The organism is uncultured Maribacter sp., assembly GCF_963977385.1.
Lineage (GTDB): Bacteria > Bacteroidota > Bacteroidia > Flavobacteriales > Flavobacteriaceae > Maribacter.
The window spans coordinates 81,824-108,047 of the sequence record NZ_CAXBOU010000003.1 but is presented as its reverse complement, the minus strand read 5'-3'; the positions used below and the strand labels follow the sequence as shown (position 1 = coordinate 108,047).

At 34.3% G+C, this 26,224-nt stretch carries 21 protein-coding genes and 1 tRNA gene; 4 read left to right on the top strand and 18 right to left on the bottom strand.

The annotated features are described in order from the left end of the window. The first annotated feature begins 99 nt into the window (after window positions 1-99). The 3 genes from AAC084_RS05840 (at window position 100) to AAC084_RS05830 (ending at window position 2,585) form a co-directional block, all read left to right on the top strand. Window positions 100-459 carry a BlaI/MecI/CopY family transcriptional regulator gene (locus AAC084_RS05840; protein WP_339838160.1) on the top strand — a complete coding sequence of 120 codons (360 nt, stop codon included), beginning with the start codon at window positions 100-102 and terminating at the stop codon, window positions 457-459. Between the two features lie 192 nt (window positions 460-651). Continuing rightward, the gene (locus AAC084_RS05835) at window positions 652-1,932 is read left to right on the top strand and encodes a M56 family metallopeptidase (RefSeq protein WP_339838157.1); all 1,281 of its coding nucleotides are present in this window, start codon (window positions 652-654) and stop codon (window positions 1,930-1,932) included. A gap of 500 nt (window positions 1,933-2,432) precedes the next feature. Next, window positions 2,433-2,585 (top strand): SsrA-binding protein, encoded by a 153-nt coding sequence (locus AAC084_RS05830; protein WP_339838154.1) that lies wholly within the window; start codon window positions 2,433-2,435, stop codon window positions 2,583-2,585. Here the strand turns inward: AAC084_RS05830 and AAC084_RS05825 are convergent. Next, on the bottom strand, window positions 2,582-3,094 hold the full coding sequence (locus AAC084_RS05825; protein WP_339838152.1) for an adenine phosphoribosyltransferase: 513 nt from the start codon (window positions 3,092-3,094) through the stop codon (window positions 2,582-2,584). The two genes, AAC084_RS05830 and AAC084_RS05825, sit on opposite strands and share 4 nt — an antisense overlap. Before the next feature lie 75 nt (window positions 3,095-3,169). Between AAC084_RS05825 and AAC084_RS05820 the strand changes: the two genes are divergently transcribed. After that, window positions 3,170-3,243, top strand: a tRNA-Arg gene (locus AAC084_RS05820). A 721-nt stretch (window positions 3,244-3,964) separates the two neighbouring features. Here AAC084_RS05820 and AAC084_RS05815 read toward each other — a convergent pair. From AAC084_RS05815 to AAC084_RS05735, 17 genes are all read right to left on the bottom strand, one after another. Further along, a complete protein-coding gene (locus tag AAC084_RS05815; protein ID WP_339838149.1) occupies window positions 3,965-4,672 on the bottom strand; it encodes an endonuclease/exonuclease/phosphatase family protein in 708 nt (235 codons plus the stop codon). A 189-nt stretch (window positions 4,673-4,861) separates the two neighbouring features. After that, window positions 4,862-6,625, bottom strand: coding sequence for an SGNH/GDSL hydrolase family protein (locus AAC084_RS05810; protein WP_339838146.1), 1,764 nt, complete (start codon window positions 6,623-6,625; stop codon window positions 4,862-4,864). 58 nt (window positions 6,626-6,683) lie between these two features. Beyond that, on the bottom strand, window positions 6,684-8,567 hold the full coding sequence (locus tag AAC084_RS05805; RefSeq protein WP_339838143.1) for a cytochrome c peroxidase: 1,884 nt from the start codon (window positions 8,565-8,567) through the stop codon (window positions 6,684-6,686). A 75-nt stretch (window positions 8,568-8,642) separates the two neighbouring features. Next, window positions 8,643-10,313 (bottom strand): metallophosphoesterase, encoded by a 1,671-nt coding sequence (locus AAC084_RS05800; RefSeq protein ID WP_339838141.1) that lies wholly within the window; start codon window positions 10,311-10,313, stop codon window positions 8,643-8,645. Next, a complete protein-coding gene (locus tag AAC084_RS05795) occupies window positions 10,310-11,173 on the bottom strand; it encodes a hypothetical protein (protein ID WP_339838139.1) in 864 nt (287 codons plus the stop codon). Before AAC084_RS05795 ends, AAC084_RS05800 begins: the two co-directional genes overlap by 4 nt. Before the next feature lie 78 nt (window positions 11,174-11,251). Next, window positions 11,252-12,283 (bottom strand): carbon-nitrogen hydrolase family protein, encoded by a 1,032-nt coding sequence (locus tag AAC084_RS05790; RefSeq protein ID WP_339838137.1) that lies wholly within the window; start codon window positions 12,281-12,283, stop codon window positions 11,252-11,254. 58 nt (window positions 12,284-12,341) lie between these two features. Continuing rightward, window positions 12,342-14,012 (bottom strand): right-handed parallel beta-helix repeat-containing protein, encoded by a 1,671-nt coding sequence (locus tag AAC084_RS05785; RefSeq protein ID WP_339838135.1) that lies wholly within the window; start codon window positions 14,010-14,012, stop codon window positions 12,342-12,344. Window positions 14,013-14,125: 113 nt separating this feature from the next. After that, window positions 14,126-15,253: a M20 family metallopeptidase gene (locus AAC084_RS05780; RefSeq protein ID WP_339838133.1), complete on the bottom strand. Its 1,128-nt coding sequence runs from the start codon at window positions 15,251-15,253 to the stop codon at window positions 14,126-14,128. Window positions 15,254-15,493: 240 nt separating this feature from the next. Further along, window positions 15,494-16,516 (bottom strand): FAD-dependent oxidoreductase, encoded by a 1,023-nt coding sequence (locus tag AAC084_RS05775; protein WP_339838131.1) that lies wholly within the window; start codon window positions 16,514-16,516, stop codon window positions 15,494-15,496. Window positions 16,517-16,548: 32 nt separating this feature from the next. Then, window positions 16,549-17,235 (bottom strand): FAD-dependent oxidoreductase, encoded by a 687-nt coding sequence (locus tag AAC084_RS05770; protein ID WP_339838128.1) that lies wholly within the window; start codon window positions 17,233-17,235, stop codon window positions 16,549-16,551. A gap of 119 nt (window positions 17,236-17,354) precedes the next feature. Beyond that, window positions 17,355-18,755 carry a Gfo/Idh/MocA family oxidoreductase gene (locus AAC084_RS05765; protein WP_339838125.1) on the bottom strand — a complete coding sequence of 467 codons (1,401 nt, stop codon included), beginning with the start codon at window positions 18,753-18,755 and terminating at the stop codon, window positions 17,355-17,357. 42 nt (window positions 18,756-18,797) lie between these two features. After that, window positions 18,798-20,420 carry a PQQ-dependent sugar dehydrogenase gene (locus AAC084_RS05760; RefSeq protein ID WP_339838123.1) on the bottom strand — a complete coding sequence of 541 codons (1,623 nt, stop codon included), beginning with the start codon at window positions 20,418-20,420 and terminating at the stop codon, window positions 18,798-18,800. Between the two features lie 153 nt (window positions 20,421-20,573). Further along, window positions 20,574-21,437 (bottom strand): GNAT family N-acetyltransferase, encoded by an 864-nt coding sequence (locus tag AAC084_RS05755; RefSeq protein ID WP_339838120.1) that lies wholly within the window; start codon window positions 21,435-21,437, stop codon window positions 20,574-20,576. Window positions 21,438-21,446: 9 nt separating this feature from the next. After that, window positions 21,447-22,514 carry a dihydrodipicolinate synthase family protein gene (locus tag AAC084_RS05750; RefSeq protein WP_339838117.1) on the bottom strand — a complete coding sequence of 356 codons (1,068 nt, stop codon included), beginning with the start codon at window positions 22,512-22,514 and terminating at the stop codon, window positions 21,447-21,449. A gap of 120 nt (window positions 22,515-22,634) precedes the next feature. After that, window positions 22,635-23,675 (bottom strand): NAD-dependent epimerase/dehydratase family protein, encoded by a 1,041-nt coding sequence (locus AAC084_RS05745; protein ID WP_339838114.1) that lies wholly within the window; start codon window positions 23,673-23,675, stop codon window positions 22,635-22,637. Window positions 23,676-23,716: 41 nt separating this feature from the next. Further along, window positions 23,717-24,937 carry an Nramp family divalent metal transporter gene (locus AAC084_RS05740; protein ID WP_339838112.1) on the bottom strand — a complete coding sequence of 407 codons (1,221 nt, stop codon included), beginning with the start codon at window positions 24,935-24,937 and terminating at the stop codon, window positions 23,717-23,719. After that, the gene (locus AAC084_RS05735; RefSeq protein WP_339838109.1) at window positions 24,934-26,202 is read right to left on the bottom strand and encodes a hypothetical protein; all 1,269 of its coding nucleotides are present in this window, start codon (window positions 26,200-26,202) and stop codon (window positions 24,934-24,936) included. Before AAC084_RS05735 ends, AAC084_RS05740 begins: the two co-directional genes overlap by 4 nt. Window positions 26,203-26,224: the final 22 nt, after the last annotated feature.

Sequence of the window (26,224 nt, the reverse complement as noted above, 5' to 3'; positions counted from 1 at the left end):
TATTGAAAGTATATAAAAACTAAAAAAATAGTTAAATAACTGTATTTTTAGTTTTATAACTATAAAAATAGTTTACATTAGCTAGACAAACACATTTCAATGGAGAAATTAACCAATAAGGAAGAAGAAATAATGAAAATCCTTTGGCGACTTAAAAAAGCTTTCGTCAAAGAGATAATGGAAGAGATCAGTGTAAATAAACCTCATTATAATACCTTATCTACTATTGTACGAAATTTAGAAGAAAAGAAATTTGTAGGGTTTATAGCCTATGGTAAAACACATCAATATCACCCAATTGTGAGCAAAGAGAGTTATTACAAAGCTTATGTCAATGAAGACATGGTGGGGTATTTTGATAATTCTTATAAAAATCTAGTTTCATTTTTCGCCAAAGAAGAAAAGATATCTGTGAAAGAATTAAAGGAAATCATCAATCTTATCGAAAACAACAAATAGATGGGAACACTATTTTACTATATATTAAAAGTTAGTTTTGTACTATTTCTATTCTTTAGTTGTTACCAAGTATTATTAAGGAAAGAAACCTTTTTTCAATTCAATAGATTCTTTCTTCTTATTGGGCTCATATTTTCTACACTACTCCCATTATTATATATAAACAATTCTATAGAAATACCATTTTTAAAATTGAGCAATGCTAATGATACCGTTTCTATATTATCAGACCCCTCATCTATTAACGAATTGAATCCTTTCCCCATTTTAATAATAGTATATATAATTGGCGCGCTCTTTTTATTATTTAGGTTATTCAAACAAGGTTTCGATTTAAAAAAAGTTTTGAATAATGGTAATCGAATAGAATATTCTAGAACAGCTCACATTAAAACTAAGGACACAATTCAGCCATTTTCATTTTTCAAGAGTATTGTTTACAATCCTTCACTACACTCAGAGAAAGAGTTAGAAGCGATACTAGCACATGAAGAAGTACACGCTAAGCAGTTTCACTCATTAGATATTTTGCTGATGGAAATTTTCCTCATTCTACAATGGTTTAATCCATTTGCATGGTTTTACCAAATAGCAATAAAACAAAATTTAGAATTTCTTGCTGATACTGAAAACCATCAAATTAAAAAGAATAAAAAAGCATATCAATATATCTTACTTCAACAAGCATTCGGAAATCAACAATTATCAATCGTCAATCCATTTTTTAATTCATTAATCAAAAAACGAATCGTTATGATCAATCAACAAAAATCACACAGATTAAAAGCCTTAAAAAGCCTAATTGTTTTGCCTTTATTGGCCCTCTTCTTATTAAGTTTTAATGTCAAGGAAGTTTATACATTACAAGTCAAAGACCAATATGGTACTGCACAAAACATTATTGAGTTTTTGATAGATAAAAACACTTCAGATGCTCAATTAATAAAAATAAAATCAGAATTAGCCAAAGAAAAATTTGATTTCTCGTATACGACTGTGAGAAATAATGATGGAGAGATAAAAAATATTTCTTTACATATATCTGGAGGAAATAAGAAAAATAGTGAAGTAAGCAGCCGGTTCAACTCTGCATCTGACAATGATACAATTGACCCTACTTTAATAAGTATCGACTTGTCAAATAATAAAATTACAATTAGAACTGCCGATTCAAGCAATAAAATGCTAAAAGTCGAAACAGACAATAACAAGCAAGTAAACATCAACACTACACCAAAAAGTGAGCATGATATTGAAATAGTTGAAGAAGAGGGAAATACGTTCTTATTTTCTGATTACACCAAAGATCCTTTATTTTTTATCAATGGAAAGAAAAGTAATGAAACTGACATTAAAAATTTAGACAAAAAAAACATTGAATCTATGAACGTTTTAAAAGGAGAATTTGCAATTATGAAATATGGTAAAGATGCTGTGAATGGTGTTATAGAAATAATTACGAAAGAGAAATAAGCTATAATTATATATTGGATTGATTAATTACAAATCCGGTGTTTCTATAGCATCGGATTTTTTTAATCTAAAAATGAAATGGCCTTTTTAATCTATTTCAAGAATGATTTGTCCCTTGAAAAAGCAAAATCAATCAAATACACCTCTTTAATTATTACAAAATGTAATCAAATAATAAAATTACCTTTTAATATAAAACATAATTGTAGACAAGTACCTTTATATTAAAATAAGTATCAATATTTAACTTACAGATTTGTAATTGATTACATTAATTTAACAGGCTTTATTTGTTCTAAGCACCATACCATTATATCTTACAAGAACAATCAATTATAAAACGTTCAACCACTAAAATTAAACTTCATGATTGCTCTTATTAAACTTTTAGTCTTATTAATTTTAAGTATTATAATTACGATAGTTTTGCATTAGATAATACTTATAGCGATTTAATCAATCGCTTTCTTATTTACGTATTTTTACAATAAATATCAACCTTGAAAAAAGCAATTTACAAACTACTTGCTAAGCTTAATAAAGCTCTTTTACCTTCATATAGCAAGCAACACTTAGACTTATCTAAAACAAGTAAATTACAAATGGCCCTAATAGGTTGGCGTTATTTTGTAACCACACGAGCTCTTGATTAATATTTTAAAAGAGACTGTACTGAGTAGTTGTTAATCTTGGACAAGCCCTCTAGAAAAGTAAGTTCAATTAAAAAATTACATTGAACAATTTCACCACCTAAACGCTCTATTAATTTACAAGCTGCATTCGCTGTACCGCCGGTTGCCAAAACATCATCATGTATGAGCACCTTATCTCCTTTTTCTATTCCGTCTATATGAATTTCAAGCGTATCAGTACCATATTCAAGGTCATAGGTTTCACTCAGCCTAGTTGATGGTAATTTTCCTGGTTTACGTATGGGCACAAAACCTGCATTAAGCTTGTTTGCAAGTATAGGCCCAAAAATAAATCCTCTACTCTCCATACCAACAACCTTATCAATTTTTTGTCCATCTAATAATTTTATTAGCGCATTAGTGGTTTCTTTTAATGCTTCTGGGTCTTGTAACAATAAAGTTATATCCTTAAAAATCACTCCTTCCTTAGGAAAATCGGGTACATCTCTAATTAAGCTTCTTAAATCCATTTAATATAGTGCTCTTAATTTTGTGGTAAATGTAAAAAGAAATATATTTGCAGCCCGTTAAGGGAAATATTAAATGGCCTCGTGGCGCAACTGAATAGCGCACTTGATTACGGCTCAAGAGGTTACTGGTTTGAATCCAGTCGAGGTCACTACTAAAAACAAAGCTTCCAAGAGATTGGAAGCTTTGTTTTTTTTATCATTTGCAGAAAAACCAATTTTTAATACAGCTTATTGTTATTATATTTTTTATAAGTGAGGATTTAAAAGAACTTTCTTACAATTAAAAAAACTCTTGTTTTTAAGCATTAAACGCTTACACCAAATATCAGATGAAGTTATTCCAAGTTCGGATCCAGAATTGAAGGTCCCTAATTCGATTATAGTCCCGTTACTAAAACTTAGGTCAATAAAAACAACGGTTTGTGTTTAATATTAAGGTATTAATTGCCATTGAATTTATAATATTTTGGATACTGTTAAAGCACTATAAATTCGAAAATATACAAATGATTGTTACGTAGAAGGAACCAAATACAACGCCAAACTTAGCAATATCAAAAGGGCATCGAAAGCCTTGTTATAATAAGATAATATAGGTTCTGTATTTGCACTCTGAATATTAACTAATGATTTTTGGTACAAAAGTAAAACCAAATAGAATTGTAAAAGTGGTGTGTTAATTTGGGAATTTATTCAAATATTTTCGGCGGTGCTGCCTTTCTCTCGAATCTAAGTGGCATCTATTTGAATTGGATAATAGACCACAAATGTTGTTTAGGTTGCTTACCCCAATCCATTGTTATCAATGAAAATAGTACTGACATAATCGACAACCCAAGACAAGGTCTTATTTAGTTCCTTTTCTAGTAATTAATAAATTACTTCCAATTCTACAATTAGTGGAAAATGATCAGACGCAATAGGTTCTTTTAATAACTGAACGCTTTTCTTTTTAAACTTTACATTATCAGCATTCCGATAAATCACATGGTCAATTTCAGCCTTATACCCCCCTTGATAACTTAAATTATTCTCGCCTTTTTGAACAAATACAAAACCTTGTTCAGTAAAATATTGCATTGTTGGTGACTCAGGTGTACAGTTAAAATCGCCAGTGATAATAGTTGCTTTTTTTAATGTGTCTATGTAGTCTATCAATACTTTTGCCTGACTAAGACGTATATAGCTAGCTTCCTTTCCTATATTCCATTCAAAATGAACGTTGGCAAAAACAATATCACAGTCTTCGGCTATTTGTACCTCATGAACAATTGATGCGCGAGGTTCAAATTTACTATTAGGCAATTGTAACACCTTTGTTGTAAGTAATGGTTTTCGTGACAAGGTTGCCATACCGTATTCACCTCCCTGAAAGTTCATAAACTTACCAAAAGTTCCTGTCATATTTGTATTATGGGCCAAATAGTCAATTTGTCCAGTACTATCTGACCGCATACAGAAATTATCGACTTCCTGCAATCCACATAAGTCTGGTAGTTGTGATTTTATAATTTTTGCTGAACGGGATAAATCCAAAATTGTATCTAATCCTTCTCCATGTCGGATATTATAAGACATGATTTTTAAATTGATTGATTTCTCTTGTTGGATTTTACAAGAGCTAAAAAAACTTAAACAAATTAATATATATACTATTTTTTTCATTTTTGAATTTCAACTAATACATTAATTATAATTTCTCATTAATCGTTCGTTATAGCAATTACGCCTTCTACTCGATTGCCAATCTAAACCAAAATAACTTAATTATTTGCCTACAATAATTTCTTGTAATCTTTTAGCTAGTATCAAATAACCTTTGCGATTGGGATGCAACCCATCTGTAAATAATGATTCGTCTATTGCGCCATCTTTAAGCAATAATTGGTCATTAATAATACTGAAATCAATTGCTTCTGAATCTGCTAATTGTGCTAGTTTAAGATTTAAGCTCCTAATCAGTTTTTCTTTGCCAGATCTAGGTAATATTCCTATCATCAGAATATTACTTTTAGGTTGACGAACTTTAATAGCTTTTATCAACATTTCTAATCCTTTAGTTATTTCAATCTCACTATTAAGGTTTACGTTATTTGTACCAATCATTAATATAATCTGTTCAGCTTCGAAACCATCAAGTTCATCATGATAAACTCGCCAAAGTACATTCTCTATTCGGTCCCAACCAAATCCGAAATTACGTACCCCCATTGGTTTTAAAAAATTCTCCCACGAATCTTGCCCTGTAGTAATTAAAGATCCTGGTTCTCCTCCCCAAAAATTAATTATAGAATCTCCAAACAGACATATTTTTGGCTCATTTACTTTATTCAATTCAAGTACTTCTTGATGCCTTTCCTCCCATTTATAAACAGAAATATCCCTACTCTGAGTTTTGGGAATAGTTGTAACTAAATTTCCGATTGGCTCATTTAGGGCCTCTCTAATTAGATTTTCATAAACATCTGCATACTGCACCATACCATGATCATTAGGGTGTATATGATCAACGTACATATCAAAACCAAAGGCTAAATCATTTTTTCGCAACAGAAAAATATTTTCAAAACCTTCTGATTTTAAGTCTTTAAAAGCTTTTTCTAGTTCTTTGTTAAGCGCTATAACCTCTTCAGTACTTTTCTTATTGGTCCATTCATCTGCATAGCCAATGTGAGAAGTAAGGATTATAGGTACATCAGGTCTTTTTACCCTTAGTTTTTTCACAGCATCGACCGTAAGCGAATATGTATCGTCTTTATTAGGATTTAAATTTGGCAAGCAATCCAAAATGTACAATTTCGCATCAATTTCAGTCATTAAATCTATTAGTTCAGGCTCTAATTCTCCATTTCCCGAAAAACCAAGATTAATAACAGGCCTTTCTAGTTTTCTCTCTAGTATATTTGTCCAGGCCATTCCTGGGCGTGAAGCACAAGCTCCTTGACAAATAGAAGTTCCATAAGCTACAATAGGCTTCTCATTTCGCATTGGTAACACTTTAAAAAAGGATTCCTCTCCAACTCCAACCTCTAATGAATCAATTTCATTGTATAACGGTAAAAATAGCTGATACTCCCTACCGTATTTTTTATATGATTCAGAATTATCATCAATTCTAAAAGAATAATTACTTTTTTCTTCAATTGAATATGAACCCCAACAACGAAGCCATTCACCATCATATGTTTTACTGTATAGGTCTAAACCGCTAACGCCTGTAGCAGGCATGTGCGCCATATCAATAGCTCCATTAAGCTGGTATTTAACAAGAATACTGTCAGCATTGGACCAAAATCGTATAGATAAGCCCGCTGATTGCTTTGATAATTCCCAAACGTCTTCTCTTACAGTTTCCTTCGCTTTTTCTGGAAATCGATGATAAACAGATTTTACCTCATTGGGCCAAGCTTGACCTGCAATTACAGGAACCTCACTATTAATCGGATTCCACCATTTGATTTTCTTTTTCTCTTGGGAAAAAGAAATATTCACTACGAGTATAAATAGCAATAAGAGTATCGGTTTTTTCATATTATGATTATTATGATTTGTCCATAAGTAAAGACCATTTCATTTTTCTATTATTCAATTAATTCATTAAAGGCATAAACGCTTCAATATCCGTTAGGGACTCCATAAAAGCAATAATATCTTTAATTTCTTGCTTCGACAAATTCAATGGCACATCTGACAATGTTTGGTTTTCAACCTCTAGTCCCATTCCTGCGCCTCCACCTAGGTTATAAAACTCTAAAACATCATCTAAGGTGTCAAATAAACCGTTATGCATATAAGGCGCTGTTAAGCCTATATTTCTGACAGAAACTGTTTTAAAAGAGTTTTTAAAAAAAGGATGCTCATCAGCTTTTAGTCCATTGGCTATACGTCCTAAATCTTTATCCAATTTTGGATTAATCGAATCAAAACCTTGTGTAATACCTAAAACTTCTGATTCAGATTCTAGATAAAATGGAGGAATGGTACCATTAAAAACAGGTGCAAAATGACAACTACCACAAGCGCCTTTTCCCATAAATAAATTAAACCCTCGTTTAGCATTCTCTGGGTATTCATTGATTTCGTTTCGCACATATTTATCAAACTCACTATTGAAAGATTTCAAGGAATTCACATAAGCGGCTATAGCGTTGCTTATTGAGCGCTCATTAATATCCTCTCTCCTGATATCCCCGTAAGCTTCTTCAAACAACTTTATATAGTTAGAATTTCTCTTCAATTTTTCAATTATCGTATTGAAATTTGTATTAAACTCTAAATTATCGTCAATAACATGTGTTACTTGTTTTTCTAAATTGAACTCACGCATGTCCCAAAAATATCGTGTAGAGTACCCAGCATTTATTACAGTTGGGGAATTTCTTGCTGTAAAAAAGCCTTCTCGATTTGATTCACTTTTAGGCAAGCCATCAGTAAAACCTTTGTTAGGGTCATGACAAGTTAAACAAGAAATTTTATTGGCATTTGAAAGTTGAGGATCCTCAAACAACAACTTACCTAATTGAATTGTTTTGGGGTTGTCTAATGGCAGATAAACTAATTCTGAATAAAAATTAGTCTTTAGAAAATTGATGTCAAATATATTTTTTGTTTTATAGTCCTGCGCATGCTTTTTATAAAGCTCTATCTTGATATTATTTAAATTTTGAAATTCTAACAATCCTGCATATAAAGGGTTAACTACTTCTTTTAAAAACAACATTCTATCAAAGTCATTAAACTCGATATTGGAGTTTAATAATTTTCCGCCCTTTTCAAAGAGCTTCTTGATAGTATTGAATTCGTCTTTGGCTTCTGAATAAATTCCTTTTTCAAAATGCAAGAATGTAGTTTTCATACTTTGCAAACTAACATAACTCTCTTGCATAGCGTTAACAGAACCTGGTGTATCAAAACCTGTAACACCCAAAGTGAAAATTCTAACCATTCCCGACCGAATACACTCAATAATCTGACTAGACTTTAAATGAATTGGTAAATGTATTATTGAAATAAAATCAACACGTACTCTAAGTTCGTTTGCTAAAACTTTTATATGCTGGAAATTTTCTTTGGAAGCTTCATTATAAACAGCTTCATCTAATGCTTGTAAGCCGCAAGGCTCAATAACCTTTCCTGCTTCAAAATGATCTTTTACTTTAGGCAAAGGTGCGCCATTGATATAAGTTCCATTATAGGACGTTTGGTAATAATCAAAAATAAACTCGACGCCCTTATAGGCCAATCTAGTTTTTTTGACTTGCTCTTTCAACTTAAGTTCATCTAAAAAAGTTGAATTATTAGCTAGATCTGCTAATAACTCAACTTCATTTTGAAAGTTGTGAAAATTGGCCTCATATAACGCCGCTACTCTTTCTGGAATATTATCTGACTCGTATTGGGTTACCGTATTTTTCCCTGACCAGATAAAAAAACATATAAAAATTAACCCTATTAAAATACTTGCCTTTTTCATTTATAATTAAAGCTTTTTTCACACCTCTAGATTTCCTTTATACTTTAGGAAATTATAAAAACAGCCTATTTAAAACTATTCTATCGTAACAGATTTGCTAAACGTTTTTTTATTTGTGATTATTTCAACCATATAAAGGCCTTTTTCCAAATTGCTTACATTAATCGTTTTTTTTCTGCTCTTCTTAACCAATTTACCAATGTTGTTATAAAATTTAATTTTCTTTAGTCGTTCATTTGGGTTTACTTTTATATTAACCAAATCATTGTTGGCAACATAAAAAAGTTGTACACCCTTTTCTAATGGTTCCTTTCCACCAGCTTTATTAGTTATTCCTGTTTTATTGATGGTGAAATAATCATCAATACCATCGGTTTCCCTTATAAATTTTACGGTCAGGTTTTGTCCGCCCAATCCATCATCTTCAATTTCCAAAACACAAGAACCAAGCTCATTTAACGACACAGACATGGCTTGATGGTTTAAATCTCCACCCGATATTTGACCGGCAGATCCCGTAGTTATATAAACAGCACCTTCTGTAGCTACACTAGCTTTTTTATATGCACCATCGCTATCTGCTTTACCGTCTCCATTCCCTGTTGGTCCAACGGTATGACCGCCTTTCGAAATTTCATCTGGGTTAAAAGTATTCGCAAAACCTTGGTGTCCGTTTAAAAAATAAGAACGCTCATAAGAGTGGCTATGCCCACTTAAAACAAGGTCAATTCCGTTAGCCTCTAACATAGGCATGAAATTTTCTCTCATTTCAATAGGCCGATGATCTTCATCAGAATCATGTGATCCTTTAGAGTATGCTGGATGATGAAACAAAGTTACAATCCAATCTTGTGTTGTGTTTTGAATATCGGTTAGAGCCCAGTTATACATGGCGCCCCCTACTGCACGACTTGTATGGTGAGAGTCTAGTATTATAAAATGAATGTTGGCATAATCAAAAGAATAATACGCTTCTGTTCCAGAAGCTGTTCCTCCAGCTTCTCCAGTGGTCGGAAAAGTAAATATATCATAATATGGACCAGACTGGGTAGCAGAATCAGCAGATTGTCCATCATGGTTACCTAGGCAAGACCATGCGACAGATTTTTTGAACATATCATCATAAACATCAAAAAAGGCATTTTGATATTCTGAATCTTTCCCCGTATTATAGGCATTATCTCCTAAAAATAACATCATATCTGTTTTGCCTGTGTTTGTTGGTGTAGTAGCAACATAATTATAATATGCATCTCGTACATATCTTTGATTATTGTTTGCTGTACCAGGGTCACCTAAAATCCATGCTCGAACAAATTGTTTAGTACCTGTTGTGGGTCCTGTTATTACATACATATCGCCAGTAACACTTTCGGAAAGAACTTCTGTCTGGTTACCAATATTGAAATAGTATTTGGTATTAGGAGTTAACCCAGATAAGGTAACTTCATGTTCAGTTGTTAAATTAGCATTTGTTACATTCAAGGATAAGGATCCTAATATTGTACCATATTGAACTACAGATTCAGTTGCTACACCTGTTCTCCATTTTACAACCACACTAGTCGGTGTGCCACTTTGTAAATAAGGACCTCTTTCAACAACAACAGAAGGAAAATTATTTAAAACTCCAACAGAATTAGAATTTGTGTTAGAACTAACTATAGGAATACTTGCTACTGATGTTTGTGAAAATGAATACACCGTAAGAAACATCATTAATATTGGTGTGATTTTTTTAATCATAATTTCTGATTGTTAATTGAGATTTCTAAACTTTTAATTTGGTTTTTTAATTTGGTAATTGAACTCATGTTTTTAAACTTAGTGTCCAATTGTTCAATAGTAATTGTAGCTAGTTTTAAGGATATGATCGCTTCTTTTTTCTTATTTACTTCTGTCAAATACTTCGCTTTTTTATAATACCAAAACTCTCTTCTATTATATTCAAGAATAAAATAATTGTATTGCTCTATTGCTTTTTTAATTTGGTCAGAATCTTTTAAATACTCTAATTTTCTAACTTGAAGCGAAAATATATTAGAGCCAAGTTTTTCTAAGCCAAATTCAATGATATTTAAAGCATCGGTATAGTTTTTATCGTTTTCGGCAAGTATGATGTCACAATGCTCCAAGATATCTTCAGGTCGTATATCGATCATGTTATTGCAAACATAATGGTAGGCTTCTAAAGATTCTTTATATACTTTTAATTTAAACAGTATTTGAGCCTCTAGTTTTTTAGCTTTTACGTCAATACTATCTACTTCTAAATACTTTGTTATACTTTCTAAAGCATCGCTATAATCTTCAGTTAAATAATTAACCTCAGCAATTCTATACAGTAAGACTTTATCTGTATTTCCTAAAGATGTAGATTTGATATAATCTTCCAGAGCTTTATTGAATTCAACGTGTTGTTGATATAAAAAACCTCTCTCGTAGTAAAGTTTAAAGTTGTTTGGGCTTTTTAAAATCTCTTTTGTTTTTTCATTTATCCGTTTAGTTAAATCGCCATGAGCAAATACTTGCACAGATAGCAGAAGAAACGCGATTATAAATAATGTTCTATTAAGTACAGTAATAGTTCCTGAATTTGATACCATTTTTTTAAACAGATTAGCCATTTTTATTCATCAATAATATTTATTTCGAATACCCTTGATTATCTCTATTTTGGCGAGTTATCCTTTCCTTAATTTCTCTTGCATATCAGTAGCACTTTTAATGTGCTCTTTATGCGTTTTAAGTTCGAATTCTTCAAGAATATCTGCGATTTTTATATCGGGAGAAAGGCTTTCGATAATCGACCATTCTTCTTCGTCGAAATTGGTAATCTTTACCTTTCTTCCATACTTAGCATGTATGTCTTTGAATTTCTGGATATATGGCCAAGTATGTAGAAATGCTTTATCGAGGTTTAAAGGGGCTATTGCCCAATACTTGTCCCAAAATCCAGTTTTTGCAATTTCATCACCGGTTACATCACATATTTTGGCTGTACCGTTTAGTGTACTTGAAACAACGCAATATTTGTTTTGCCAGGCTCTTGTATTTATTGCCTTCCCACCAGAATAGGCAGAACAGAAAAATACAATCTCAGCCCCTTTTTCTTTTAATTTCTCCCAACCATCATTCCATTCAAGATCAAAACAAATTTGAACTCCTATAGTACCAAAATCAGTTTTAAATACTGGTGGTTCAAGTGGCCCAGGGGAAACTCCTTTTCCCATCTCTCCTTCGGTAGTGTGGGTTTTTCTGTATTCCCCCAATACTTTACCTTCTCTGTCGATAACTACAGCAGCATTATAATACATTCCATTTTCAACAGTATACAATGGGCAAATGATATACGTTTTGTGCTTTTTGGCAAACTCGGCAAACCTACTTGTGATTTTTCCCAATGGTTGCTCAGCAACTTCTTCAATAGCTATCTTCTCAGAAATATGAAAAAATGGAAAAATTTCAGGAAGGCATATTACATCAGGCTTATAGTTTACAATATCTGCCATATGGCCTAATACTTCTTCAACCATCTCCTCGTGATTAATAGCATCAATCTTTGTTAATGTCAGTGTAGCTATCCAGACTTCTCTTGGCAACTTAGAAGGCAACGGCTCTCCTTTAACATTAGACGCAAGTACTGCCGAAGGAGTAATTGCAATCCCTGCCCCTAGACCAAGTGCTGAGTTTCTTATAAAATTACGTCGTTCCATATTTTTGTTTTTAAAGCTGATCAAATTAGAATAGCATGTTTTCCCAGTAACAGAAAAATTAATAACTTTCGACTGCCCCTATATCTGGTGCATTCCCTTTATACATTAAACTTACTGGAGCTTTATCTTTCCATTGCATCTGCTTTTTTAAAATCATATAACCGGTATCATAATCAATACTTTTTATCTGAACTTCATTAGACCCAATACGGATTATATCTCCTTCAACAATACTAAATCCATCGGTAAAGAAATAAGGATCCTCTACTTTCAAAACAACGCTATCCTCACCTGTACCGATTGAATACGTCAAAAATGCTCCCGCATCAACACAAGGACTATCTTCTGTTAATTGATATTCACTTCGGACAAGATTTTTTAGGTTGGGCTGTTCAGCTATTAACCGCGGATTCCCCTGAATATTTTTACCGATATAATCAGGATAGGCTTGCTCAAAAGCATTTAAAGTGTAGGCTTTATCTTCTTTCCCAATAAAAAAAACATCTTCATTCTTATCACTTTGTGCTGTGATATTATTATTGTAGAACCGTGCTTCTGAAGGATTGGTAGAAGTACCAAAAGCGACCTGAACACTTGGTATATCCCTTTTCGTATTCACATCTTTAAATATTCTGTTTGCATAGAATATGTTGTTCATAAAGATATTATCATAAAATTCAGTATGTGAATTGTGTGTGATTTTAACCCCAGGACCACTACCGTATCGACCTCTTCCACCATTAGAATACACCGTATTATTATAAATGCGGTTACTAAAATTAAATGCCGCTTCGGGAGAGTCTTCACCACCCCCAACCTCACCATATCCACAAATATCCATGCCCCCTTCACATCCGGCAAATATGTTATTACGCATAATACACTTTACACCTGCAAATTGTACGCCCCAACTTGCCGGTGGCTCTTTGCCATTATAAAGCCCTTCTCTGTGTGAGTTGGGTCCAAACATGTTGTTTTCAATAAGAATATGTTCGCTCTTTCTGTAAGGAGCAGACCATTCTCTGTCACGAGTAGCAAATATCTCGAGTAACTTTTGATTTGGATTAATCAGTATATTGTTTCGAATGGCTGAATCATGAACACCCATAAAGACTAGGCAGGTATGAGATGCAGTATGAAAGGTGTTGCCCTCAATTAGATGAAAGCTGCCCCCTTGTATAGAAAGTAGGTCTGTGCCATTTTTAACAAAATTATTCTTAAAAAGAAAATAATCACCCATGTTCTTTAACTGACAGGATTCCCACATTGTGCTGTTTTCGAAATGGCAATTTTCAACAGTAATATGTGCTGATGATTTAATAGACATAAATTGAGGACAGTCCAAAAATTTCAAGCCTTTAATTACTATGTAGTCCTTTTTGTCAATCCAGATAGCAGGGGCTAGCGAATCGCCTGTAAATTCAACTACTTCGTTACCGTGATTTTTAAATGTAATGTAATTATTTTCCTCTCCTGAGTTTTTAGGACTAAGCTGTTCGTTATACACACCTCCTCTAATCAATACCTCAGTTCCTGCAATGGCAGCATTTGCAGCTGATTCTAATGTTTTATAAGCATCACCATCAGAACCATTACAATCGTGGTTCAAAATAGAATAATTACCCTTACAATCAGCCTGTAGTTGTGGGTCAACATAAATTACCTGAGCATACGATTGAAAACTGTTTAACAACAAAAAAAACAGTATTAGTAAATATGGGTTTTTCATAGTTTAAAAAATAATTGATTTAAATAAAAATTATGAATCATATATATTCTGACTTAAGTCTTATAATAGGATACAACTACCTTATACTAATTCGAAAGAAACAATCAGGCTTTTCATTGAATAAAGTCGCTCTTTTTCAAAAGTATATTCGTATAAATTTCAACTGCCTTTTCAAGCTTGTCAACATAACAAAATTCATCCGTTTGATGTGCCATTTCTGGTTGTCCCGGACCCAAAATAACCGTTGGAATACCACCATATGCACTTTGTAGCACGGACCCGTCCGTGAGATAAGGCAATGCCTTTGGATAGCCAGGTGAGCTCTCTGAAATACCACAAGCATTATATACCCTTTGCACAAAAGGGTCTTTTTCTTCTGTGGAAACAGCAATCAAATCGGTTAGCGTTTCAATGGACACTTCCTTTCCTAGCTCGCTTTGAATCTTAGCCAATAACTTATCATGGTCTACCTTAGTTGTAGTTCGAGCGTCTATAGTAAATTCAGCATAATCGGGAACCGAATTGATATTTTGTCCGCCAAAAACCTTTCCCACATTCACCGTAGGGAAACCGAGCAATGGATCTTCTTCGACTTCAAAGTCAAATTGTTCAATTTTTGAAATGGCCTTAGCTGCTTTATAAATTGCATTTTCTCCTAAATGTGGCATAGAAGAATGGGCTGTAACACCAGAAAATGATAGATTGAGATATAGCCCTCCTTTATGACCAATTGCTGGAATATTAGCTGTTGGTTCCCCTACCACAATACCACAGGCTTCACCAAGTCTTGGGTATGTTTTTATTAAATCCTTAGCACCTTGGCATCCCAATTCTTCTCCTGCAGTTAGTACCAACCTCACCCCTCCTTCCGGAGACCCTAAAGAAAAAGCGTTTATAGCTGCTATAACCATAGCAGCGACCCCGCCTTTCATATCACTAGATCCTCTTCCATATAATTTTCCATTCTTTACCTCTCCTCCAAAGGGATTCTCTGACCATTTTCCTGCACCTAAAGGAACGGTATCGAAATGCCCTGTAAAAACGATTGGTGAAACAATCTCAGAATATCCTTTTCCCGCAATAACATGAATTCGGTTACCTTCAAAAGGCACATATTCGACATCAAATCCATTTTCTTCCAATAATTCACCCACAAATTTAGCTGCATAATACTCGTTCCCAGGAGGGTTTATAGTATCCATGGCAATAAGCCTTTTTGTAAAATCCAGTACGTCGATCATAAATAGATTTCTTTTAAATTATTTATATTTTATATTGTCCTTAATAAAACACAGTCTATATCTTGTTTGGTCCAGTAAACTTCAACAATCAACTACTACATAGGAATACTTATCTTCTAATGACAAGTGATGTTAATAATTACCCGTAACCACCTATAAATAGTAAAGATTTCAATTAATGATTTCTTTTTTACTACTATTTATTTTGTGTTTGACATATTTACAATGGCAAATTTTTATTTATTCTAACCTTTGACCGTCTTTCAGTAATTTCTCTCTTAAATTAGAATAAGGCACCTCTTGAACATCTAAATTCCCATCTATGGCAAGCACAGCTGCTGTGGCAGCTGATTGCCCCAGGACCATAAAAACCGGTTCCATTCGTATTGACCCAAAGGCAATGTGCGTAGAACTAACACATACAGGGACAATAAGATTGGTACATTCCTCTTTTTTAGGCACTATAGATCTAAAGCTAATGGGGTAGGGTTCAAAGCCATGCGCCTCCACATTACCCTCGTTTTGCACATATCCATTGGCGTCGATATAACGCTGTACATTATGCGAATCCATGCCATAAGCGGCCAAACCAATAGCATCCTCGGCTACTACTAATGCCTCACAATTTTGTTGAGTCATTACATAATCACTCATCATTCTTCTTGCTTCCCTAATATAGAGTTGTTGTTGCCAACCGTCAGGTCTTTCAAATTCATCTTTAGAAGTTCCCCATTTTGAGGCTTCCTCACGAACAACCTCAGGAACTCTCGGGTGATTCGCCAAGGTCCACATCAACCCCATTTGATAACTCCTGTGATTCTCGATAATCTTTTCGCGTTCTGCATAAGTGGCCTCGGGATACTCATAATTCTTGCCGATATAGTCGGTAGAAAATCCATATTTATTGTTTGTATCCGTTTTCCGATTGGGCATGCTACTATTAATCCAAGGCAACAATGATTTGCTTTTACCGTACATTTCTGTCACAAGGCCCTTCCTAGCTTCATAATTACGAAAAAGCAATTCATAATTAATCTCATCATAATCATGAGGTTTTTGGAATGGAATACGGTTTTCTGGGTGATCCGTTAGGCACATCCTAAAACAATAGGCCTGTATCTTTTTATCTGCTTCTCCCTCTAGTCCCGGTTTGTCATTAACATTTGGTAAAAGACCACTCATTGAATTTCCCTTTTGAATGTATGGATCAACGCCCGGAATAAGGTTATGATTATATGCATTTATAGAAACAATGCCGGTCAAAGATCTATTTATACTATTCGCCTGTACTCCATTTAAGGTTTCCCCATATTCATTGTTACTTCCCGACCAATGGCATAGGAAATTCCTGCTGTAGCCATTAAGTCTCCCTCATATGTTGCGTCCAGATAAACTTTTCCGATAAAAATTTTGTCACTTTCCATGGTAATCGACTCAATTCTGCCATTTACCTTTTTAACACCTGAACTTCTGTTTAGCCTTTCGCTATAAACCACCTTAATATTCTCCTTATCCATCATGGCCTTATACACAGAAAGGGCCGCGGAAGGTTCAAATGTCCACATAGAAGCTTCTCCTTCTTTTGTACGGGTTTGCCCACTATCCATATAATCTGAACTCTTCTCCCATTTCCAATTATCCGGATCATCGTAATATTTTTTGATGTTTTCGTAGAACTCCCTAGAAATTCCACCAATGGCCTGCTTATTTCCTATATCGGTCTGGCCCAGACCTCCAGTGGTTAATCCGCCTATTCGATTGGTGGGTTCTATAAGCACTACAGATTTCCCCAACCTACTGCTTTGCAGGGCAGCAGCTACTCCTGCAGAAGTTCCTCCATATATAACAACATCATATTTGGCTGCTTCAGTTGTTTTATATGACTGTCCATTTGATGAAAAACAAAATAGAAACATAAGACACAGCTTGAAAATGGTTTTTGTTGTTAAAAATTTACCTACACCCAATTTGTTAATACTCATATTCATCAGTTTTATCTTTTATATTCTGCTTTTTTTAATTCTTTACCTTCTTTCTCATCAAGTAATAATGTACATACAGAAAGGCAATCACCAGATATTTATTCCGGGGAAATAATACCCTAGCTAACGATTCCTAAAGGCTTTGTTGTTTTCCAGTTTCCTCTTGTAAAATCAGGAAACTCTTGTGGCGCACCGTTTTGGGCTACGGAAGCTTCGCTCAAGGCTCCTACAGCACTCCAATAGCAACCTTCATATACGTTTTGATCCAAAGGTTCTCCATTTCTTAAACACTCAATAATGCGGAATCTCATTATAAAGTCCATTCCACCATGACCGCCCATTTTATTGGCCAATTCGCCTAAGCGTAGATATAACGGATGCTCATATTTTTCGAAAATCTTTTGTAATTGTTCCCCTTCGGCATATTCATGATGGCTATCAGGTCCCCCTTCAACACCACCTTCCAAGGCGATTCGGGTCGGGAATCCTGTCAAGGTTCCTTTTGTACCTTGAATCAGGTTATGTCTAGTGTACGGTCTAGGGCTGGTTTCGTCCCACTGTACCATAATAGTTCTACCCATGTATGTTTTAACGATGGATGTATTTATATCACCTCCCTTAAAATCTAGCTTATTCCATTTATGATCAGGCGGAAAGTTTTTCTCGGCATATAGATTTCGTCCTTTGCCCGGAGAAGAAAATGAGTTTATAAATTTAAAGTTGTCCTCTCCTCTTGCCAAATTCATGTATTGGGCGACCGGTCCCAAACCATGGGTTGGATACAGATTACCATCGCGTTTAGCATATTCGTAGGTTCGCCACGAACCTGTACCACGTTCTATATCGTCCATTTGTGACCTTAATTCATGTATATAGGCTGCTTCGCCATGGAGTAATTCACCAATAACCCCTTTTCGGCACATGTTCAGGTAAAGTAGTTCTTCCCTGTTGTAATTAACATTCTCCATCATCATACAATGCTTCTGGGTCTTCTCGGAAGTATCGACTATCTCCCACATTTCTTCAATGGTAAGGGCTAACGGTACTTCCACAAAAACATGGGCTCCACTTTTCATGGCTTCAATGGCCATGGGTGCATGTAATCCCCAAGGTGTGCAAACGAAGACCGCATCCGGTTTCTCCTTTTTCAGCATTTTTTTCCAATCGTTTTCTCCATCGGTGTATAATTTGATATCCTTATGTCGGGTTCCTGCTCCGTTCTCTTTACATACTTTTGCAGATTTTTCGGCCAAGTCTTCATATAGATCACTGATCGCCACTACTTCTGTACCTTCAATAGTTGAGATTTGTTGTACATGTCCTGATCCACGTGAACCTACGCCTATAAACGCACACTTAACAATATCTAACTTAGGCGCCGAAAAGCCTCCCATATAAGTAGCTCCTGGTTTACTATATATACCATTATCAATTATTGAATTTGACCATGACGGGGTCATTGCCAATCCCATTCCTGCAATTGTTGTTTTTCTTAGAAAATCTCTTCTTTTCGAATTCATTGTCTATATTTTATTTTATTATTTTTATATATAAGCACATAATCAATTTTGAAGTAAGCCCCTATAATCGCTTATTTCTTTTTCAGTAACACTTGGATGTCCATTCCCAAATGAAGCTCTAACATAGGTAAGCACATCGGCTAATTCTTTATCCGTTAAAAATTTAAAGCTTGGCATATCTTGGTCATATAATTTACCCTGAACTTCTAATGGTCCAGACAAACCATTTACAACCGTTTCTATCAACATTTCTTTATCAGCAACACCTTCGGTTTTGGATATTGGCGGAAAAAAGCCCTCGCTCCCGGAGCCATTGTCTTTATGACATGAAGCACAATATTTCTGATATATGGCCATACCTACAGTCCCTTCCTGCAATGCGATAGCATCTTTATCCACAGGTGATTTCTTTTCAATCATCTCTACGAGTGCATTTCTTAAATCGTCACTTGCTTGATGAATTCGTATAATTTTGTCGTCACCCTTAAATGGTAATTTCTCAGGACTATAAAACTCCGGATTGGAAATCGGATGCCAGTCTTTATTACTTGTACATAAATAAATATCACCATTTGGCGCAGCTATTACATCCCTAATCCGTCCAAACTGTCGGTTAAAAGCAACAACTTCTTCTTCAACAGCTGTACCATCCAAAGAAAGTTTTAAAACTCTTAAACTTGTACCTTTTAGAGAACCTACTATTATGCTATTATTCCATTCCGGAATTGCTTTTGAACCGTAATATGCGATACCTGATGGCGCTATAGTTGGAGTCCACACTTTTATAGGCTCAACAATTATAGAATCTTGACAATATCCTACCTCATATGGCTCATTACAAAATCCCGTTACATCTGGCCAGCCATAATTAGCACCAGCCTTAATTATATTTAATTCATCATCGTTGGCCTCACCATGCTCTGAACTATATAATTTATTATTGGCCATCACCAAGCCTTGCACATTTCGGTGGCCTCGAGAATATACAGGACTATCTTTAATTGGATTGTCACTTGGGATAGTCCCATCAATATTTAGCCTTAAAATTTTTCCATTAATTACATTCACATTCTGGGCCAATCTTTTCTTTCCTGCATCACCAAGGCTTAAGAAAAGTTTGTTGTCTGTAGAAATTACAATCCTACTTCCGTTATGATAGCTAGTTCCAGGAATGTCTTCTAATAATATTTTTGCGTTTTCTAACCCCCCATTACTATAAGTATACCTAACTAACTTAGAGCGTATTTCATCATTCTTCAAATAGGTATAATGTAAAAAAACATAAGGATGAAGTTCCATATTCGGGTGTACAGCAAAACCTAATAATCCATAGGATTTTTTAACTAGAACATCATCTAGCTTTAAAAGTGTTTTTATTTTTCCCGTATCAGTATTTAACTGATTAACTGTTCCTTTTATTTCTGTAAACCACAAAATATTGCTCTCTTTACCTCCCCAGCAAAGGTCCCAAGGATATTCTAAATTTGAAGCAACAACAGAAACTGCTAATTGCGAAGTCTCCAAAGTTTTTTTGAATAAATGTTCTTGATAGGACGTATCCTCCTTGGTCTTTTTAATTTGTTCATTGCAGGAAGAATTAAATACCATTAGTACTAAAAAACAAGCACTGATACCTACTGCAACTATATTTCGTTTTAAATTCATCCTATTTTTTTATTAATATCAAGCATCTACCCTAAACCTAAGAACACATCAAGCTACCCAACATAAAATTTCGGATAACAAAAGCAGTTTAAATGTTACTACCTCTGAATAATTCTAATACATTTTTTCTTCTTCCCATTCCTGTTAAATGGACTACCCCAATTCAGGGCCTGCAATTAAAAACTGTTTACTTACTAATCCCGCAAAAGAATTGTCTTTCAAATACATTCTTACAAAGGACCTTTGACAAGAAAAACCCAATGAAGCTAATCGTTGTATAAATTTCGTCTGATGGCGTAAAACATCAATTACTATAGCCTGGCCAATATGTTTTTCAAGAATAACCTCAGTAAGGTTTATTGCATCCTCTACAGTTTCTGCCATAAGCGGACCTAATTGAAAAAAATTAAGACCAGGGCGTCCGAAAACATATCCTACGATACGATTATTTCTTACTATACACCATCCCTTATTTTTATTCCTTAGAAAATCAATCAATCCAGCTCTGTTTGCTCCAAAAATCTTAAAATCAAGCCTAGATAATTCTGCCATATCACTCTGGCATATAGGTCTAATAACATCTTTACACTTATTGTTTATAATTTCATTAAACGTAGTTATTACCATACGATCAATTTCCAATTCTTCATGGAAACCCAGTTTACTGTAGACCGGAATACCTGCAACTGTAGCATCTAATTTTATGGATTTACAACCTCCCAATTTTTCAATTATGGTATTCAATAGATTCTTACTAATCCCCAATCCTCGAAAACGCTTAGATACCAACATCATTCCTATCCAAGCAACCTGATCCCTATAATTCATGGCTGTTACCGTACCTATTATCTCATTATTGTAGGTTGCCACAAGACATAAATTGGAATTAAGGTCCAAAAGCATTTGCCAATCTTTCTTTGTTTGATTCCAATTCTCTGCAAGCACTAATTGCATTGCTCCAGAGATATCAGCCTCAACCATTTGCCTGACAATAATACTTTTTAGATCAATATTCATATTCATTTATTATTTAAGCCAGCCCTCTAAATTTCTAGCTATAAAATCATCATCATTTAATTCAGGGTATGCTTCATAAACCCTATCGATTTCTGCTTTTTGAACTGAGCTTAAACAGTCCTTCTCATTCAAGGTCCATGTTCCCTCTAAAAGACCCTGTCTTCTTAAAACCTCATGCAGACCAACAATACAACCCGAAAAATTATGAGCAGCGTCAAAGAATGCAGCATTACTGTCGGTAATTTTAGCAGCCATGGTCAGTAGTTTTCCAGAATCTGTGGAATACACCCCTTTTTTAATATCTTCTAAAAGAGTAACCGCCTCCTTTGCCCATACAGACCAATGACCTAATAGGCCACCAACAATTCTCTTCTTAATGATTATACCATTTGACTGAATCTGAAATTCTGTCATTAGATCAACTAATATGTTATCATCATTTCCTGTATATAAAGCTATTTGTTCTGCACGACCTGATTCTACAACAGCACGTACAACGTCGAAAGTTTGATACCTATTAAAAGGAGCCATTTTAATTGCTACTACATTTTCAATCTGAGCAAACTCTAACCAAAAATCAAAATCTAAATAGCGACCACCAACAGCAGTCTGCATATAGAAGCCAATTAAAGGCATTACTTGAGACACTTCTCTACAGTGATCCAATAATTCTTTATTAGAGGCATCGGGCAACGAGGCAAGACTTAATAGAACTGCTTGGTAACCAAGATCAGCAGTCATTTGAGCTTCTTTTAACGCTTGATTTGTATTTCCTATGACTCCTGCAATTCGAAGGATAGTTCTGTCCGATTTTAATGTATAATTGTCAATTTCCTCTTTAGCCAGTTCTAATACAGGCTTAAATAAGTTTACATCTGGCTTTCTAATTTCGAATTGGGTTGTATGAACTCCTACCGCTAAACCACCGACTCCAGCATCCAGATAATATCTTGACAATGCCCTTTGTCTTTTTTCATCTAACTTTCTATCTTTATTTAAAGCCAAAGGATGTGCTGGAATAACCGTACCCTCTTGAAGCAATTGCTTTGCTTTTGGGGATAATTTATTATTGTTCATATATACTGATTAAGATTAATTACCCTGATTTTTGGCTTACGTATATGAGCCATTGAGGTATTCTTTTAAAAATTTAATTCATTATTGTTTTGAGCAATAATCAAAGTCAATCAACATTGATTAATACTTTCCGTCTTTAACTTCAAAATGTGTTGGCTTCCCATGAACTTGTTGCTCCGAATTAACCCAGTTCGCAGTCCATTTTATCACATTATCAACAGATTCATCGGGGTTACCCATTTCTTTAACTATTTGTGCAGAATTTGAAAGTAGGGCTACATTATCTTCTTTCCCTGTAATTACTACTTTCTTCCCCATTAATTCTCCGAATTTCAGGGCGACCTCTTTTATTGAAATTCTTTCCAATCCTGTAATGTTCAGTATTCGAGCTGGATTTTCACACGTCATTAATGAACGTAATATGAAGGCGTTGGCATCCCCTTGCCAAATTACGTTGGCATAACCCATAGTAACATCTACTGGTTCATTGTTCTTAACTTTCAATGCTATATCAACTAAAACGCCATATCGCATTTCAACCGCATAATTAAGCCTGATTAATGAAACCGGTGTTTTGTTTTCCATACTTCCATATTGAAAAAGACGTTCTCTGCCTAAGCATGATTGTGCATATTCTCCGACTGGCATTGCTGGATCCGATTCTAACGAACCACCTGAATCAACATTCACTAAAGGATAAACACAACCCGTAGAAAGAGCTACAATACGTGACTTTTTGTATTGTTCAACGACCAAACCAGGAATAAAGGAATTCATAATCCAGGTGTAAGGTTCATTACCTTGTGTTCCAAATTTAGTACCCGCTAAGTAAATTACATTTTCAACGTTGGGCAGGCTTTTTATAAATTCTTGATCAATAAGATCACCAGATATTGTTTCTATACCGAGCGACTCTAAATAGTCTTTATTCTTTGGTTGACTAAATCTAGAAACTCCTATAATTCGTTTTGTTACACCCGCTAGATCGCAGGCTCTTTTAGCCATATGGGCCATTGAAATACCCATTTTCCCGGAAACACCTAAAAAAATAATATCTCCTTTAAGTTTCTCCATCATCTTAACCAATTCCGATGTTGGTCTTGATATCGCTTCTTCTAGTTCTTCTTCATTCTTAAAAAATTCAGGATATGTCTTTATCATTATTCTTAATTATTAATTATTCTATCAAAACTTCAAAAAAATTATACTGCTAAATACCCAATAAGTTTTCCGTACATAAAATAGACCAAAACACATATGAGAACAAAACCTACGATGGCCATGAAATTCTGCACAATATTATTTCTATAATTACCCATTATAGATTTGTTATTAAGAACTAAAAACAGTCCGATGGCAATAAGTGGTACACTAAGTATGGAAGATGCCTGAGCCATTATTAGGGCATATATTACATTGACTTTGAAAAATACGGCAATCACCATACCGGCAAGTAAAATTACAGCCGTGAATACTTTGGGCATTTTCTCATTCATAGAACTCCCCATTCCCATACTATCGGCCAATAATCCGCCGCCTGTAACAGAATTAACCAAAAGAGACGAAAATGCAGCTGCCATAAAACCAAAACCAAATATGTATTTAGCAAAACTGCCTAATAACATTTCCAATTGAATTGCCATATCAGCTGCTGAGTTTACAGATATTCCCCTTGGTTTTAAAGTTGCCGCTGCTGTAACAATAACCAAAATTGATATTAAGGCGAGTAGAGATACTCCTATTTTAGTATCCCGTATACTTCTCGGCAAATCGGCTAGTTTCCATCCTTTTCCCTGTACAAGGTAGGATTGGTAAAATGCATTATGTAATACGAAAGTAGTCCCCACAAGTGCTGCTATTTCATTAAAATCATCACCTGAAACAGCACGTGGAATAAACCCCATAGCTACAGCTTCTAAATCTGGTTTTATAAAAACCAAGTTTAAAATAAATGCAAGAATTAAGATTACAACCATTATCATCATTAGTTGCTCGAGTGCTTTGTATAAGTTTTTCGAAAAAAAAACTAATACCATAGCTAACGGTGTAAATATAAAAGGCCAAATAGTTTCATTAATTCCGGTTAAGGTCTTCATACCCATACCTACCCCTAGATTATTTCCAAATTGAAAGCTTAGGGCTGCTAAAAATGAACATACCCCAATAGCAATGGAAAACCACTTCCCATACTTTTCGGCTATTACCTTTAGTAATGATTTTTCATGCAACACACCAAAACGAACGCTCATTGTGGTGTAAACACTCATGGAGATTGCGCCAACCAATATTACCCATAGAAAAGAATAACCATATGTAGAGCCTATCTTAGAAGAAACTGTTATACTGCCGGGTCCTAAAACCACAGCCGCTATGATAAAACCAGGCCCTAATGACTTGAAAAAATTCTTAATTTTAAAATTCATTGTATTGGGGTGTATTTCATAATAACAGGATTTGATAATTGTTCATAAAGCTTCTCTATTTCTTTAGATGGGTGTTCATTATCTACATCAAATATGGCATACACATTTTCCTCAAAATATTTACTTCCTTTGGGTACTCTTAACTCACCACTATCTACAAATCTTCTGTCCCAGTATCGACCTTCATGATGTGCATACGTAATTTTCGTTTGTGCATCAATCATAGGAGATAGGCCACCGCTAAGATTTTTATAATCAAAATGGAGCCTTAAACTTCCGAATCCATATTTAGTACTATCATTATAAAAAGCAAACCATCTAGCATTTGCATCAACAGGATGCTTTCTAAGTTCTTTAATGGAGTGATGTGAAATTAAAGGAGCTTTATCATATAAGGGTATAGTCTTTATTTTTCCATTTGCTATTGGAAATATTGCATGAGTAAAAAATCTATTCATGGTCATTTCATCGTTCCTCAACATAGTAACCGTTAAGCTATCAACCATTTTCATTTCCGAAGAAAAACTGAAATAGGGTTTACCTGCATAAAACTTATATTCACCTTCTAATTGAATTTCTTCATAGTCATTAACTTTTCCTGAACGATAAACCGAAATTACATATGGACCTTTTTCAATATGAATTGAATCAAATTCTTGAATATGCGCCATTGTTTTATAGTCTACATTCTTCTTTTGAAAACTAGGCGCCCAATGCATTTTAATATTATTACGCTCTAGGTTAATGTCATTGTGTTGTTTTAGTGAAATTGAACTAAGTTGTCCAGCACTGAGTTCTTTATTGTCTGAAGTCTTTTTAGACGTTAAGTCTGCCTTAAAATATTCATTTTCAATAAAAAGATCCAACCTTTCCCCTTTCAATTCAAGATCTGTAATTGTCTTCTTATTATCTCCAATAACAATTTCATATTCGTTAGTCTCATGAGCTTTAATGCTAATTGGAAACAAGCATTGAACAACATTAGAATCTAACAAAATTTTTGAGCGGTCTAAGATCTGACCTATAATTAAGTCTCCATCATTTCTATTTCTTAAGAAAAGAGCCTTGTTCACAAGTCGTCGCGGATCTATTGTAATATTGACCTCTACATACTCCAAATCACGAGAAATACCAACAGGTTCTGTAATTTGTAAATCGCCAACGGCCTCATTTTTTGTACAAGAAGTAAACAGCAATAATGCCGAACCAAGAAGTATATAAAAAGAAAATAGTGATGTAAAAATCGATTCTTTTTTAAAAATCATGTAAGCAGTTTTTATGGATAAT

Bases quoted from the DNA above. Each gene is read 5' to 3' on its own strand.
- AAC084_RS05795 (WP_339838139.1), bottom strand. From the start codon at position 11,173: ATGGTATCAAATTCAGGAACTATTACTGTACTTAATAGAACATTATTT.
- AAC084_RS05840 (WP_339838160.1), top strand. From the start codon at position 100: ATGGAGAAATTAACCAATAAGGAAGAAGAAATAATGAAAATCCTTTGG.
- AAC084_RS05750 (WP_339838117.1), bottom strand. From the start codon at position 22,514: ATGAACAATAATAAATTATCCCCAAAAGCAAAGCAATTGCTTCAAGAG.
- AAC084_RS05760 (WP_339838123.1), bottom strand. From the start codon at position 20,420: ATGAATTTAAAACGAAATATAGTTGCAGTAGGTATCAGTGCTTGTTTT.
- AAC084_RS05765 (WP_339838125.1), bottom strand. From the start codon at position 18,755: ATGAATTCGAAAAGAAGAGATTTTCTAAGAAAAACAACAATTGCAGGA.
- AAC084_RS05815 (WP_339838149.1), bottom strand. From the start codon at position 4,672: ATGTCTTATAATATCCGACATGGAGAAGGATTAGATACAATTTTGGAT.
- AAC084_RS05755 (WP_339838120.1), bottom strand. From the start codon at position 21,437: ATGAATATTGATCTAAAAAGTATTATTGTCAGGCAAATGGTTGAGGCT.
- AAC084_RS05745 (WP_339838114.1), bottom strand. From the start codon at position 23,675: ATGATAAAGACATATCCTGAATTTTTTAAGAATGAAGAAGAACTAGAA.
- AAC084_RS05805 (WP_339838143.1), bottom strand. From the start codon at position 8,567: ATGAAAAAGGCAAGTATTTTAATAGGGTTAATTTTTATATGTTTTTTT.
- AAC084_RS05790 (WP_339838137.1), bottom strand. From the start codon at position 12,283: ATGGAACGACGTAATTTTATAAGAAACTCAGCACTTGGTCTAGGGGCA.
- AAC084_RS05735 (WP_339838109.1), bottom strand. From the start codon at position 26,202: ATGATTTTTAAAAAAGAATCGATTTTTACATCACTATTTTCTTTTTAT.
- AAC084_RS05785 (WP_339838135.1), bottom strand. From the start codon at position 14,012: ATGAAAAACCCATATTTACTAATACTGTTTTTTTTGTTGTTAAACAGT.
- AAC084_RS05780 (WP_339838133.1), bottom strand. From the start codon at position 15,253: ATGATCGACGTACTGGATTTTACAAAAAGGCTTATTGCCATGGATACT.
- AAC084_RS05825 (WP_339838152.1), bottom strand. From the start codon at position 3,094: ATGGATTTAAGAAGCTTAATTAGAGATGTACCCGATTTTCCTAAGGAA.
- AAC084_RS05770 (WP_339838128.1), bottom strand. From the start codon at position 17,235: ATGAGTATTAACAAATTGGGTGTAGGTAAATTTTTAACAACAAAAACC.
- AAC084_RS05810 (WP_339838146.1), bottom strand. From the start codon at position 6,625: ATGAAAAAACCGATACTCTTATTGCTATTTATACTCGTAGTGAATATT.
- AAC084_RS05800 (WP_339838141.1), bottom strand. From the start codon at position 10,313: ATGATTAAAAAAATCACACCAATATTAATGATGTTTCTTACGGTGTAT.
- AAC084_RS05740 (WP_339838112.1), bottom strand. From the start codon at position 24,937: ATGAATTTTAAAATTAAGAATTTTTTCAAGTCATTAGGGCCTGGTTTT.